Origin of the sequence: Mesobacillus jeotgali (genome assembly GCF_900166585.1) — a bacterium.
In the GTDB taxonomy this organism is placed as follows: Bacteria; Bacillota; Bacilli; order Bacillales; family Cytobacillaceae; genus Mesobacillus; species Mesobacillus jeotgali_A.
Map to the genome: position 1 here is coordinate 2,442,994 of NZ_FVZC01000009.1, position 14,337 is coordinate 2,457,330.

The following is a 14,337-nucleotide window of genomic DNA, read 5'->3' on the forward strand; positions in this document are numbered from 1 at the left end:
CTAAGAAATTCAGACCTGCAGCTGCAGGTCTATTTTTTTCGCTCAATTGTTTCTGTTATTTTTCCTTCCTGGTCAAACTTGACGGCCCTGTACAAAGCATCATGGTAAAATGTGAACCACGCGTCCCTGCTGATTCCAAAGTCAAGCCACTTTTCCTTGGCAAAAATCGAATCCATCGGGTAATCGTCATAAGCCATTACCCAGAGCGGATTTTGATGGGCATGTGTCGGCATGATATCAGCCATATGGACAATAGTCGACTCTTCATCCTCAACCAACAGAATGGAGTGGCCATCGCTGTGCCCCCCTGTATGTACCATCTTAATCGGCCCATATGACCATTCTTTTTCAAATGCCTCCACCTGTTGTTCGATTCCCTGCCAGTTTTCTTTCCAGTATGTACTTTTGGATCTGATATTAGGATTGCGCATTTCATCCCATTCAATCTGTGATGTGATGATTTTTGCATTCGGAAAAACGGAAGACAGTTCACCATTCACCTCTTTTGTTAATCCACAGGCATGGTCAAAATGCATATGGGTCATCAGGATGAAATCAATATCCGCAGCAGTTAGTCCTAGCAATTCCAGCTCAGCATCAAGACTTGATTCTTCCAGGACACCAAAATTACGCTTTTGTTTTTCATTTAGTTTCCCATTTCCCATCCCGGTTTCAACAAGGAAATTCTTTCCCTCTGCCTGGATTAAGATTGGATCGGTCCTCAATTGTATCTGGTTTTTGTCATTCACTTCATATTTTCTAGCCCATAGCGCTTTCGGTACGACCCCGAACATCGCGCCGCCATCCAGGTGGGTTACCCCGCCATTCAGCCACTTGAGCTTCACGTTTCGCAAATCCAGGTTTTCCATAGCCAATCCCCCTTTTTCTTTTGATTGTAACATTAGGATTTTAAATTTTTAAATAATTCAACTTTCACTTTGTCCTTTTATTTATGGATTTACTTGTGAATTTTTTTATTGGCGGAGTTCACATATTTATTGGCGATCATTTATTTTTATTGGCGATAATCCGATTTTATTGGCGAAAATTAATTTTTATTGGCGATTTTCACACATTTATTGGCGAATTGGAAAATTCCGCTCATTTTTCCCAGTAAATAAAACAACCGGCAAAAAGGCCGGTCGCAAACTTACTTATTTAGATTGAAATTGCACTTCACAACGGTATATCCGACTGCCTCTTGAGGAGAATTTCTCCTCATACTCCGTCATGATGTTACCTTCGTAATCACTCTTGTGCAGGTCAAGGCTGACAAAGTTCAGCTTCATGCCATAATGCGAAAAGCTAATCAGTGAGTACTCAAATAATCCCTGATTATCAGTCTTGAAATGAATCTCGCCATTTTTAACAAGGATGGATTCATAAACTTCAAGGAAAGATTTGAACGTCAGTCTTCTTTTTTCATGGCGGGTTTTTGGCCATGGATCGGAGAAGTTCAAATAAACCCGGCTGACGTCCCCGCTTTCGAAATACTTGGCAAGCTCAGCACCGTTGACATTCATCAGCTTGCAGTTTGGAAGCTCTTCCTCAATCAGCTTGTCCAAGGCGCTGACAATGACGCTTTCCTGCAACTCAATCCCAATATAGTTAATGTCTGGATTAGCTTTGGCCATACCCGTGATGAATTGGCCTTTCCCAGTACCAATTTCGATATGGAGCGGCTGGTCTTTTTCAAAAACCTTGCCCCATTGTCCCCGCTGCTGCTCAGGGTCCTGGATCACATAATTCGAGTATTCCTGCAATTTATCTTTAGCCCAAGGCTTGTTTCTTAGTCTCATACTGACACCCCTGTACTATTTTCATTCGTTTCAAACAATATCATGCAACTCTGCTGTTTTCAAGGTGAAATTTCTCCTGGCTGCATAAACGTAAAAAGGAATCCACAATCTATATGTGAATTCCTTTTAAAAGAAAGGGTGATCGTTGTGCCATTAAGCCACCATGACCAGGTTAATTTATTAAAGGATATATTAAGCAACCAGCAGACTGACTGCTGCGGATCGGTTGCAGAGTACCAACAATTGGAACGCCTGATTAAATCGCTCATGGTCAACACGAATGTTGATGGAAATATCAAATCGATTCTTCAGGATGTTTATCACTATAGCCAGAACGGCATCAATACCTCAGATCTGGAACATCATATCCAAACTAATCGTGATCAGTTATCCCAGTGGGTCGATGATATCGGTCAATTCTTGATGAAAATTAAATAATTGCCTTTAAAAAGTCAATCCACTTTTCCATCTCTGGAATGCGGTTTTGGTTTTTATGCCATTGAATCGAAGAAAGCGATTGGGCTAATGCATACCATTTCATCCGCTGCCTGAGGTTCTCCGTCAGGCTGATGCCGTACTTGTCCAGCCAGGCTTCCCACTCCTCCAATGGTATGTATGAGTAAAGGAGAAGTCCAAGATCAATGGCAGGATCAGCAATCATCGCCCCATCCCAATCAATCAAATACAACTGGTTGTCTTCAGTAAGCAGCCAGTTGTTATGATTCACGTCGCAATGGCAGACAACCTTTTCGGAAGAGTCGACATGGCTGACGTTTTCAGAAAGGAAATCCATGGCCTGAATGACTGCCGGCTTCGACCGAAGCTCCTCATCCAAGTCCTCTTTAAGGGCATGCAGGAACATTTCGGGTTTCAGCGGGCTTTTTCCAAGCCTTGTAAGCATCCCAAGAAGCGGGTCTGATGCGTGGATTTTCTTTAAAAGCTTGGCCACACGGTCATTGTTCATATCCCCGGGCTTCAGCTCACTCCCATTCATCCATTGCTGCGCCGTTATAACATCTCCGTTTTCTAACCTTTTAGTCCAAACAAGCTTGGGTACGATTCCTTCTGCTGAGAGTACAGCAAGAAAAGGGGATGAATTTCGTTTTAAAAACAGCCTTTGTTCTTCATGCTGTGCAAAATAGGCAGCACCGGTTGCGCCGCCAGCAGGAACGATCTCCCAATCCTGTCCAAATAAATGTTCCAAAGTTAGTCACCTTCATTTATCACTATTTCCCTTGTGCTGAATAACCGGAAATGGATTCTCTAAAATCTAAATTCACTGTTGTTTCTATAATCGGAAATAAGAAAAGCGCAAGCGCCCTGGTCAGTCCCGGCAAACACATACCGCCAAAAAAACGCCACGTCCTCCCAAAAGCGATCGCTTTCGGTCGTGTGATGCATCGTTTCGAAGCTTTCCTTATCCTGTGGCTGGCAGGTCTAGCCCATCGTGTGCAGGCCAGTTGAGTCACTTTTGACTTCATGGGCCGGAGCAGAACTTCTCGATGGGCTAGGTGCGGGAGCTGGACACTAATCTATAGTAAAGAAATCAAATATTTTTATAAAGTAAAAAGACAGCTATTGATAGAAAAATACATACAATAGCTATCTTATAAATTTTATCCCCATAGGCTCGGTACGTCAACCCCAACAGCCCTAAATTAATATTTTGAAAAAGTTATCATTTCAAGGAACATGCTATTTTGCTGCAATAAACAGTGAGCATGGCTCCAGAAGGACCTTATTTCCTTCTATATGGCGAAATGGCATTGCAGACGCATTTTCATGGTCAGCCAGGACATTCCATTTTGCCTCTTCCGAAAGTTCAACCAGCTGCTGATCCATTGAGGGGTTAATGAGAACAATGATTTTTTCCCATTGTTCTGCTTTTATTTCATAACCCATCAACGGTGCAGGCAATGGCCAAAATGACATCTTGCTGCGGATTTCCTCGCTGTCCCCGAGCCTGAATGCTTGGTTGGATTTCCGTATTTCAATGATCCCTTTAATATAGTCGACATTATCCCGGTTATCATCACGAAGGTCCCAATCTAGCCAGTTTATTTCATCAGGAGACCTGTAGCTGTTGCCAATCCCTTTTTTTGTCCTGAAGAATTCCTGGCCGCTGTGCAAAAACGGAATTCCCTGTGCCAGCAAAACCATGGATGTCGCCAGCCTGTGCTGTTTTTTCAAAATAGCTTCATCCTGGTCGGAATTGCATATTTTCAGCTTATCCCACAATGTATGATTATCATGCGACTCAATATAATTCACAGACTGGGCCGGCTGAAGGAATAAGCCGTTCCGCTTGCCGATTCCAATACTGCCTGCCATCACCTGTTTTGCAGCTTCTAGATACCGATCATTTCCTAAAGCATACCCTTTATCGTAGGTATTAAAGGTACTCCCCTTAATGGAATCCCGGAACCAGTCATTGAATTGTCCAATCCCCGGAAGCTTTGCCTGATTGGCAATATTGGCTTTCCTGTCGCCTGGGAGAGGTGTGTTCAAATCCCAGCCTTCGCCGATGATCAAAACATCTGGCTTCATCTCAGCCACAGCCTTCCTTACTGCTGCCATGGTCTCGATATCAAGGATTCCCATCAAATCGAAACGAAATCCATCGAGATGATACTCCTGCAGCCAATAAAGCACTGAGTCTACGATGTATTTTCTAGCCATCAGCCTTTCAGAAGCGATATCGTTCCCAACTCCTGTTCCATTTGAGGGAAGACCATTGTCATCATGGCGAAAATAATAGCCCGGCACTATTTTTTCAAAAGGAGAATCTTCCCGAATGTATACGTGATTATATACCACATCCATAATGACACCCATTCCCATTTTGTGTATTGCGGAGATTAGCTGTTTAAGCTCAATGATCCGATTGTAGGGATCTGCAGGGTCCGTCGCATAGCTTCCATCCGGGACATTATAATGGACAGGATTATAACCCCAGTTATAGGAACTGCTTCGATCCAGTTCGTCAACTCCTTCGAAATCATTGAATGGAAGAAGCTCAATATGAGTGACACCGAGCTCCTTGATATAAGATAACCCAGTCATCTCCCCCATCGGAGTCCTCGTATCGATTTCAGCAGCGCCCAAATACGTCCCTTTCCTTGCTGTTCCACTGTTTGGATGCATCGTCAAGTCCCTGATATGAGCTTCATAGATAATCGCACCCACCGGACGGCTCACTGGCGAAATATCACTGTTCGCCCCCCGCGCTTTGACCGGGTCGATCACAACACCATATTCACCATTGACCGTTAATGCAATTGCATAAGGATCAACCGCCTCTCTCCATTCGAGATTGAAACAGACCAGGAAAGAATAGCGATAAAGTTCCAGATTCCTGTCTACTGTAATGCTCCAAATACCTTTTTCAACCCGTTCCATATTAATAAACTCAGGATTATGCTGAGCATCCCTGAATAGCTTCAGCCTGATTTTCGCAGCGGTTGGGGCCCATACTTTGAAAATTGTCTTTTCTTTTGCATAGCTGACCCCTAGGTCCGTTCCATCGTAAAAAAATAAGGTATCGAATTCCTCCGTTCGGATGACCGCTCCTATTTGGAGGTCGGTTTCACCGCCATGCCCATCTATTATTTTATAGGGTTTGCCTATTTCTGGCCTGACACTGGTAAAACAGATATATTTCACTGTATCCTCAAGGAATACCTTATCCCGGATTGCCATAGGCAAATCAACGTCCTCTCCCTGGAGCCTGAACTCATTCGAGTCACCTTCAAAATATGAATAAGGAAGCAAAACAGTAATTATATCCATTTGATCAAGATAGGCGTAAAATTTCCTTTCAATGGCAATCATTTATTTTCAACTCCTCGGTATGCCCTGGATTGTTTTTTCCTGTTAAAATACTTAAGGCTTTTGGACACGCCTGGATCTTTAATGGTGTATGCCCGACCGCTTCTCCATCGGCATGGGCAAAGACGTCCTGTGGGGATAAAATGGTGATGGACTTGCCGGTAAATTGCTCAACTTCCTTGAAGTTCGTGTGTTTCCCCCAGAAGACACTGATGAAAACGAGCAATAGCTTCCATCTGGATATACTATGAACGACAGTGACATCAAGAATTCCGTCATCCGGACATGCAGCGGGAGCTATTTTCATGCCCCCTCCGTAGTAGGGCTGATTTGAAACGGTTACAAACCATGCATGATCATATCGGAACACTTTGCCGTCGACTGTTATTTCAATCGGGATGGTGCGGAAAGTGAGCAGTTTTTTTATAAGAATATAGACATAGACCAGCCTGCCGAGGGATACACGGTTCAGCAGTATTTTCATTGAGGACTCGTTTGATTCCTTTGCCACTGCTGCATCGAAGCCTACACCCATATTATTCATGAAGTAGGTTTCTTGTAATTCCTTGTGCTGAATTTTTCCGATGTCAATTTCGGCTGTGTGAGAATGGTTCTGGTCTGCCACCAAATACAAGGCGTCCGCTGCCTTTTTGGGAATGGAAAATCCTCTTGAAAAATCATTTCCGGATCCTCCCGGTATAAATCCAACCGTAACATTAGGATAGGTTGCCGCCCCATTCACCACTTCATGCAGCGTTCCGTCCCCTCCCACTGCCGCAATAATTGCCTGGCTGCCGTTTAAATTTCGCGCTATTGTCCCGGCGATTTCTTCTGCATGCCCGCTATATTCGGTAAAAAAGGCGAGATATAGGATATCCTGGGCCTTCATCTCTGCCTCTACCTTTCTCCAAATCTCCCTGCATCTCCCATTTTTTGCGTTCGGATTGACGATGAAATAAAGTTTCTCCATATGATCAACCTTTATCTATTTATTAGGTATATATCTTGTAACCTATCTGTCAAACGATATTCGGAAGCGGTGTTATTTTTTTTCCCCCTGGATGTTCTCCCATTCAAGTCTCCTGACCGACGTTGTCTGGCAAAATTGAAGCAGTACCTGTGCCGCTTTTAATTGCATATGCTTCAATGGAGATTTCATTCCTCTCTGGGCCATAAACCATTCCTCAAAATTTCGTTTATCGATGAACTGAACTCCATATGGCTGCAATGGATAATCGAAATAGCCATTTCTGCTTAACAGCAGCTTTTGGACAGGGAGCTCCACACCGTACATGTCGAAAAGGGATTTAACGATTTTCTCTGTCCTGTTCAGTGCAATCAGCGGATTCAGGATTTTCGTTTCTCTGCGTTTCGTTTTCTTGATCCAAAACCGTTCTTTTGAACCAACAAAAGCCGCATCCTCTTCAGCCTCAACAAAGGAAATGCAAATGGCTGCAGCGGGAGTAATCAATACTAACTCGGCTTCGACAGGCGCTTTTTTCAGTAAAAATATAGGCTTATATAAAATGAGGTAAGTATCTGGAAAGCGCTGCAGCAAAAATCTAAGGGTCGAATCATGGATGAATTCTTTAGCGACAAAGGAACGTTCCGTCAATGTCGAGCTCGCCCACTTTAATTGGAAGGGCAGCAAGCCATCTAGAAAATGCTGCTTTAACTCTTCCTCGGTTTTTATTCTGCTGATTGAATTGAATGCACCGGCATCCATCATCATGTCCTGATTTCCCCCTTTTTTTGAGTATTCGGGAATCAAATCCTCTTCTTTTAATGAACCGGGCTGGCGGATTTTGTTTTTGATTTTATCCAGGATGGAATCGGAAATTTCTTGGACCGGTTCCTTATTGAATTCTTTTACAGGTAGCTCATGACCGTTTTCCCACCTATTCTTCAAGCCCTCCCACTGTTTTTTCTTCAGGCGGACATATCTCGATGGATAGAGATAAATATCCTGAGTATAACGTGATATATAATCTTGAAGTTTTATTAATTGTGCCATAGATTGACCTGCCTTCATTCAATGCTTTTCGCTGGCATTTTCAGCGAGAAACAAACTCAAATTGTTTGATTGATTCATATTTAGGACTTTTCCCCAGATGGGTCTTGTATAAAACGACCCTCTCTGCATGAAAAGAAATTTGTTCGTTTTTAAAAGGGATAGCTGACTCCAGAATTTCAGCAGTAAAAGGTTGTTCCCCCACCCATTTTCTTGCGATTGTGATATGAGGACTGAACGGACGCTTTTCAAGCGTAAAGCCTGCTGCCTGGCATGCCGAAAACACATTATTTCTGACTTCCTTCAATTCCGGGGATTCATCCAGTCCCGCCCAAAAAATCCTTGGATTCTCCTTACGGCCGAAAATGCCTAGATGGTCAATTTTCATATCAAATGAAGACTGTTTGCTTAACGCAGCCTCAATTCGTTGACTGGAAGCAATCAGCTTGTCCTCAGGGGCATTTCCGAGAAACGCAAGTGTAATATGTAAATCCTGGGGATGGACCCATGTTTTAAAAGGCAATTGTTCTTGCAGACGGTCAACTTTGCCCGTCAAAGTTTCTTTTATCGCCCCAGGAAGCTCCAGAGCATAGAAAAAATGAGCATGCTGTCCCATAACTGAAATACCCCTTTCTCGTCCACTGAATTTATTGTAGCAAATGCCATGTAATATTGGCAGAAATTCCTTATGAACATTCCTAATCCCTACAAGTTGATAGGAATAGTCTTTTTTTATATGATAAAGAATAGTTAACATTATTTTTCAATTGCTGATAATCAATTATTCACTTAGATGGAAATACTAAAGCAATCGAACACATTCAAGGAGGCTATCACATGAGAGTCGTTAATGATATTGCATCACTTATCGGTGAAACACCGCTGTTAAAATTAAATCGCCTGGCACCTGAAGGCGGGGCATCCGTTTACCTCAAGCTGGAATACTTCAACCCGAGCAAAAGTGTGAAAGACAGAGCTGCGTTCAACATGATTGTCCAGGCAGAAAACGAAGGAAAGCTTAAGCCCGGCTCTACCATCATTGAGCCAACAAGCGGCAACACGGGAATCGGACTGGCGATGAATGCTGCCGCAAGGGGCTACAAAGCAATTCTTGTAATGCCAGATACGATGACAATGGAGAGAATCAACCTGTTAAAAGCTTACGGAGCAGAAGTCGTTCTCACACCGGGAGATGATAAAATGCCCGGGGCCATAAAAAAAGCTGAAGAATTATTAAAGGAAATACCAGACAGCTTTATGCCGATGCAGTTTGAAAATGAAGCAAATCCAGATGCCCACCGAAAATCTACGGCAAAAGAAATCATTGAAGCTATGGAAGAACTGAAAAAGCCGCTTAGTGCATTTGTGGCCACAGCTGGAACAGGCGGAACGATCACCGGAACAGGCGAGGGACTGAAAGAGGTGTACCCTGACCTTGCCGTCCATGTTGTTGAACCAGCAGGATCCCCTGTGCTGTCAGGCGGCAAGCCAGGAAAACATAAACTTGTTGGCACAAGCCCAGGATTCATTCCGGAAATTCTCAATCAGGATGTGTATGAAGAAATTCATAAGATTGAAGACGAGGATGCATATGAAACTGCGAGAAGACTTGCCAGGGAGGAAGGAATCCTTGTTGGCCCATCATCAGGTGCTGCCTGCTTCGCTGCAATCAATGTCGCGAAGCAGCTTAAACCAGATGAAGTCGTCATATGCATCGCATGCGATACAGGTGAAAGATATCTTTCCAGCGATTTATTCCGGTTTGAGGATTAGTTATTGACTTTACAAAACGAGGTTCTTAACCTTTAAATACTAAAGGCGTGTGGATGAATGATCAGCCACACGCCTTTTTGTTATTTTTCCGTCTCTTCGTCTTCCTCTTCAAAAATCGTACCTGAATGAAGTGTCACTCCTGATACGATTTCTTCCATTTCAGCCTGAATTCTTTCAGTGATTTCTTCCCGTTCTTCCGGAGACAGTGATTCTTTAGTGTAGCCGAAAAGGTAATTATCCAGATCGAATTCATTTAACTTGCACTTTGTATGGAAGATATTTTCCTGATAGACATTGATATCAACCATATCAAATTGGTCTTTAATATTCTGCGGGATGTAGTTTTGAATCGAGCTTATGTCATGGTCGATGAAAAGCTTGTTTCCATCCTTGTCCCTTGTAAAGCCCCTTACCTTATAATCAATTGTCATGACATCTGTTTCGAAGGAATGGATTAGATAATTCAATGCTTTCAATGGTGTAATTTCCCCGCAGGTTGATACATCGATATCTGCACGGAACGTACTGATTCCTTCATCCGGATGGAACTCGGGGTAAGTATGGACGGTGATATGGCTTTTATCCAGCTGCAAAACAACATTATCTGGCAGCGGTCCCGGAGACTCGTCATACGCTTCATCAGGAACCTCGACGACCGGTCCTTCGGAGACGAGGATGGTCACGCTGGCTCCCTGGGGCACGTAGTCCTGCTTGGCAACATTCAGGACATGCGCTCCAATGATATCTGCAACATGGGTAAGGATTTTGGTAAGCCGTTCTGCACTATACTGTTCATCGATATATTCAATATAAGCTTCACGCTCTTCCTTCGTCCTCGTATAACAGATGTCATACATATTAAAACTTAATGATTTTGTCAGATTATTAAATCCATGCAGTTCGATATGCTGTTCAGGTGTGAATTTCATTTCCGTTCCCCCTGTTCGGTTTTCTGCTGTACATTGTCTAATTATGAACAAAAGCAGGTATGATGATTAAATATTTTTATGATACCCATTCCTGCCAATAAAAAACAAAGCAAGCGGTAAATGCGAAAGGGATTGAAGATGCGATTTATTTTTCATATTAAAAAACCTGCAGCTTTTTAGCTGCAGGCCCAGAGTCAGATTTGACCACATTCACGTTCGATTTCTGCTTTGAAAAGGTTTTGGAGGTTCCTGGTAACGGCTCCCGGCTGGCCGTTTCCGACAGGTTTTCCATCGACCTCAATAATTGGCATAATTTCAACTGTCGTACCGGATGAGAAAACTTCATGTGCTGATGAAAGTTCCTCAAGTGTATAAGCTCGCTCTTCGACAGGAATGCCCTCATTCCTGCAGATTTCCAGCATCTTTTGTCTCGTTATCCCATTTAGAATGAAATTGTCGGCCTGATGGGTGATGATCACGCCGTCTTTTACTATCGAGATATTGGAATGGCTGCCTTCGGTAACGGTTTCTCCTCGATGAAGGATCGCCTCGAAACAGCCTGCTTCTGCCGCTTTTTGTTTTGAAAGCAAGTTCCCAAGCAGGTTCAGGCTTTTGATATCACAGCGAAGCCAGCGGATATCGTCATCAAGGATGGTGCGTACCCCTTTTTCCATTGGATCGACAGGACGCGGAACCTTGCGAGTATACGCGACAAAGGTTGGCGCCACGTCTCCGCCCGGAAAAACATGGTTACGAGGAGAAGTCCCTCTTGTGAACTGCATATATACGGTTCCAGTGTCCAATTCGTTTTTCTTGATCAACTCTTCCATTTTGGATAAAAGATCTTCTGGGCTGTATGGAAGCTTCATCCTGACCTTTTCTGCACTATCCACAAGCCGATTCAAATGCTCTATGCCAGTAAACATTTTGCCGTTATATACCCGGATGACCTCGTATACACCATCTCCAAACTGATAGCCCCTGTCCTCAATGTCCACCTTTGCAGCTGCCCTGTCTAAAACCTCACCGTCTACAATTACATATTCCATTCTCTTTCCCTCCTTGAATCCAAATTCTTTTATTTTGCCAATTCATAAATAGCCTGCGCATAAATCGCAGTTGCTCTTAGAAGGTCCTCGATAATCATATACTCATCCTTCTGGTGCGCAATATCCGGTCTTCCAGGGAAAAGGGGGCCGAATGCCACTCCGGATTTCAATGACCTTGCATAGGTACCGCCGCCAATGGAAATAAGTTCTGCCTTTTCACCAACCTGTTCTTCATAAACCTTTTTCAACGTCTGAATAAGAAAATCATTTTCATCCACATGATGCGGATTGGAGTTGCTGAAATTTTCGATGGCCAGTCCCTCAGCTTCCACTGCCTGCTGTAAGGTTTCCTTGGTTTTTTCAAGGTTGGTTGTAACCGGGTAACGCATATTCAAGCCAGCACGGCCGCCGTTCTCACGAGTATAAGAAAGCTTGCCGACATTGATCGTCAAATCTCCGGTGATATTATCTGCATAGGCAACGCCCAATTCTCTTCCCCGTGAGTCCTTGCCAAGGAATTTAGCGGTGAACTGAAAGAACTTTTCGCTATTTCCGTCAAGGCTTAATTCAGAAAGGAACGACGCCATATAGAGGCCTGCGTTTTTCCCGTTGTCCGGCTCCATGCCATGGGCTGAAACCCCTTCAAGCTCAAGGACAAGCCTGCCGCTGTCGACAACCGCTTTGCCATCCAGGTCATTTTTCCTTTTAAATTCATCAAAACGCTGGACGATATCTGTCTGGCCTTGCTCCACAGCCAGAACCGCCTTCGCAAAATCCGGCACCATATTATAGCGGCGGCCGGATGAAAATTCGATAACCTCAGCATCAAAGCCTTCTTTTTCAATACCTGATGCCTTGCACACTAAATCATAATCAGCGATTCCTTTTTCGGCATAGATGATTGGGAAATCGGCATCAGGAGCAAAACCCATTGATGGCATTTCTTCATGTTCAAAATAATGGTCCACACAACGCCAATTACTTTCCTCATCCGTGCCAATGATCATCCTTACACGCTTATTAAGTGGCAAGCCCAATTCTTTGACAATTTTCATAGCATAATATGCTGCCATTGTCGGACCTTTGTCATCGATTGCACCCCTGGCATAGATTTTCCCATCTCGTATTTCTGCGCCATAAGGATCGCTCGACCATCCATCTCCTTCTGGCACTACATCGACATGGCAAAGAACACCGACGATTTCTTCTCCCTGTCCGAATTCAAGGTGGCCGGCAAGATTTCCGACATTTTTGGCGGTGAATCCATCCTTTTCACCTAATTGAAGCATGAAGTCCAATGCTTCCTTTACTCCTTCACCAAGCGGAGCGTCTGGAGTGCTGTTTTCCTCATCCAGAACACTTTTGATCTTCAGCAGGTCTTGAGCATCTTTAATCAAATCCGCTTCTCTTTTCTCTACTTCCTTACTCCATTCGATTGAAGTCATGGACCAAAACCTCCAAATTATAGTTGTATGTAAGTCTTTTTTCTCTTAAACAAGAAGATGTTCTTATTGGACCTTAAATGCCCTCATAAAAACTTGAATACTATTTTACTCCTTCCATCCGCCTTCCGTAAACTATTGGACGCAAACTACTTTTTCTAATTTTCTAATAACTGTCATATTTAGCCTGTTTAACACCATAACGTTAAGTATATAAACATTTATGAAGGAGGGAAAAGAATACTAATTGTTAAATTTTTATAAAAAAACAGTGAATAGTCTGGAATTTTATTTTTTTAAAGTGTAAAATAGTCCAAAAGGTAGGACATCTTATGACTTCCTTTTTAAAATGGACGCAAAAGGAGCTGTCTGGAAAGAAGAAAACTACATACTTGAGGATTCGTCTTCAATCATTGTCGGTTGCAGGAAAATGACAAAGGGGTTTAAAAAAGGATAGGGAGTGGTTGTTTGAAACCTTCGACTAACCGGATGATAAACCGCATCAAATCCATCTACATGTATATATGTCAGAATGGTACTGTCACAACTCAAGATCTTGTAGAGGAATTCGGAATTACTCCTCGAACCATCCAGAGGGATTTGAATGTCCTGGCTTATAACGACTTAGTAAAAAGTCCGAGCCGAGGTAAATGGACAACGACCCGGAAAAAAGTAAAGATGTCATCTTAAAAACTCATTATTAGAAAGAAATCGCCTGAGGAAAATCCTCGGCGATTTTTTATACTTCATAGTTCTGCAGCATTTCCAATTCTTCGTCAGTCAGTTCCCTGTATTCTCCTAATTCAAGCGTTTCATCCAGGCTGAGAGGTCCCATTGATAGACGCTTCAAGTAAATGACCCTTTTCCCAACAGCCTGGAACATCCGCTTCACTTGATGGAACTTCCCTTCTGTGATGGTCAGCTCTATGTCTGAGGTTAAGCCTGATTTCAAAATAACAAGTTCACCAGGTTTGGTCTCATAACCATCATCCAGCGTGACACCCTGTTTGAATGCTTCGATATCTTCTTCAGTCACTTCCCCCTCGATTACCGCAAAATACGTTTTTGGGACATGCTTTTTCGGAGATAAGAGTCTGTGGGACAGCTGGCCATCATTGGTGATCAATAACAGGCCCTCGGTATCCTTATCAAGTCTGCCCACCGGGAATGGTTCAAAGACCAAATCCTCCATTTCAAGCAAGTCGATAACCGTCTCATCATGGTTATCTTCTGTAGCCGAAATAACGCCAGGAGGCTTGTTCATCATCAGATAAATAAATTCCCGATAGTGGATTTCCTCTCCGTTCAACGTAATGACATCAGCTTCAGGGTCCACATGCTGCTTTGCATCCTTGATGATGACTCCATTTACCTTGACACCACCATCTTTTAAAAGTTTTTTCACATCTTTTCTGCTTCCATAACCCAAATTGGAAAGCACTTTATCAATTCTCATTGTGAACCTCCCCTAAATTCAGATGGGCATATGCCCATTCCATTTCCTTT

The 14,337-nt window shown here is 43.2% G+C and carries 14 protein-coding genes; 3 read left to right on the top strand and 11 right to left on the bottom strand.

The window, feature by feature from the left end; all coding sequences use genetic code 11:
- Positions 1-29: 29 nt before the first annotated feature.
- A complete protein-coding gene (locus B5X77_RS22370) occupies positions 30-869 on the bottom strand; it encodes a YtnP family quorum-quenching lactonase (protein WP_079510103.1) in 840 nt (279 codons plus the stop codon).
- A 285-nt stretch (positions 870-1,154) separates the two neighbouring features.
- Entirely contained in the window at positions 1,155-1,799 is a 645-nt protein-coding gene (gene trmB / locus B5X77_RS22375; RefSeq protein WP_079510104.1) for a tRNA (guanosine(46)-N7)-methyltransferase TrmB, read from the bottom strand.
- 147 nt (positions 1,800-1,946) lie between these two features.
- Here trmB and B5X77_RS22380 point away from each other — a divergent pair, with 147 nt between their 5' ends.
- Positions 1,947-2,237 (top strand): YtzH-like family protein, encoded by a 291-nt coding sequence (locus B5X77_RS22380; RefSeq protein ID WP_079510105.1) that lies wholly within the window; start codon positions 1,947-1,949, stop codon positions 2,235-2,237.
- Here B5X77_RS22380 and B5X77_RS22385 read toward each other — a convergent pair.
- The 5 genes from B5X77_RS22385 to thpR form a co-directional block, all read right to left on the bottom strand.
- Entirely contained in the window at positions 2,230-3,003 is a 774-nt protein-coding gene (locus B5X77_RS22385) for a phosphotransferase family protein (protein ID WP_079510106.1), read from the bottom strand. The genes B5X77_RS22380 and B5X77_RS22385 overlap by 8 nt on opposite strands.
- A gap of 491 nt (positions 3,004-3,494) precedes the next feature.
- Entirely contained in the window at positions 3,495-5,630 is a 2,136-nt protein-coding gene (pulA, locus tag B5X77_RS22390) for a type I pullulanase (RefSeq protein WP_079510107.1), read from the bottom strand.
- Positions 5,617-6,597, bottom strand: coding sequence for a diacylglycerol/lipid kinase family protein (locus B5X77_RS22395; RefSeq protein WP_079510108.1), 981 nt, complete (start codon positions 6,595-6,597; stop codon positions 5,617-5,619). The genes pulA and B5X77_RS22395 overlap by 14 nt, the downstream gene beginning before the upstream one ends.
- A gap of 72 nt (positions 6,598-6,669) precedes the next feature.
- A complete protein-coding gene (locus B5X77_RS22400; RefSeq protein WP_079510109.1) occupies positions 6,670-7,641 on the bottom strand; it encodes a hypothetical protein in 972 nt (323 codons plus the stop codon).
- A 40-nt stretch (positions 7,642-7,681) separates the two neighbouring features.
- Positions 7,682-8,254 (bottom strand): RNA 2',3'-cyclic phosphodiesterase, encoded by a 573-nt coding sequence (gene thpR, locus B5X77_RS22405; RefSeq protein WP_079510110.1) that lies wholly within the window; start codon positions 8,252-8,254, stop codon positions 7,682-7,684.
- 221 nt (positions 8,255-8,475) lie between these two features.
- Between thpR and cysK the strand changes: the two genes are divergently transcribed.
- Positions 8,476-9,411, top strand: a complete 936-nt coding sequence (gene cysK, locus B5X77_RS22410) for a cysteine synthase A (RefSeq protein ID WP_079510111.1) — start codon at positions 8,476-8,478, stop codon at positions 9,409-9,411.
- An 80-nt stretch (positions 9,412-9,491) separates the two neighbouring features.
- On the opposite strand, the gene speD is transcribed toward cysK, so the two are convergent.
- From speD to pepV, 3 genes are all read right to left on the bottom strand, one after another.
- Entirely contained in the window at positions 9,492-10,340 is an 849-nt protein-coding gene (gene speD, locus B5X77_RS22415) for an adenosylmethionine decarboxylase (protein ID WP_079510112.1), read from the bottom strand.
- A gap of 194 nt (positions 10,341-10,534) precedes the next feature.
- Entirely contained in the window at positions 10,535-11,389 is an 855-nt protein-coding gene (dat, locus tag B5X77_RS22420; RefSeq protein WP_079510113.1) for a D-amino-acid transaminase, read from the bottom strand.
- 29 nt (positions 11,390-11,418) lie between these two features.
- The gene (pepV, locus tag B5X77_RS22425; RefSeq protein ID WP_079510114.1) at positions 11,419-12,834 is read right to left on the bottom strand and encodes a dipeptidase PepV; all 1,416 of its coding nucleotides are present in this window, start codon (positions 12,832-12,834) and stop codon (positions 11,419-11,421) included.
- Between the two features lie 465 nt (positions 12,835-13,299).
- Between pepV and B5X77_RS22430 the strand changes: the two genes are divergently transcribed.
- The gene (locus B5X77_RS22430; protein ID WP_079510115.1) at positions 13,300-13,521 is read left to right on the top strand and encodes a DeoR family transcriptional regulator; all 222 of its coding nucleotides are present in this window, start codon (positions 13,300-13,302) and stop codon (positions 13,519-13,521) included.
- 49 nt (positions 13,522-13,570) lie between these two features.
- Here B5X77_RS22430 and B5X77_RS22435 read toward each other — a convergent pair whose 3' ends face one another.
- Positions 13,571-14,287, bottom strand: a complete 717-nt coding sequence (locus B5X77_RS22435; RefSeq protein WP_079510116.1) for a pseudouridine synthase — start codon at positions 14,285-14,287, stop codon at positions 13,571-13,573.
- Between the last annotated feature and the right edge of the window lie 50 nt (positions 14,288-14,337).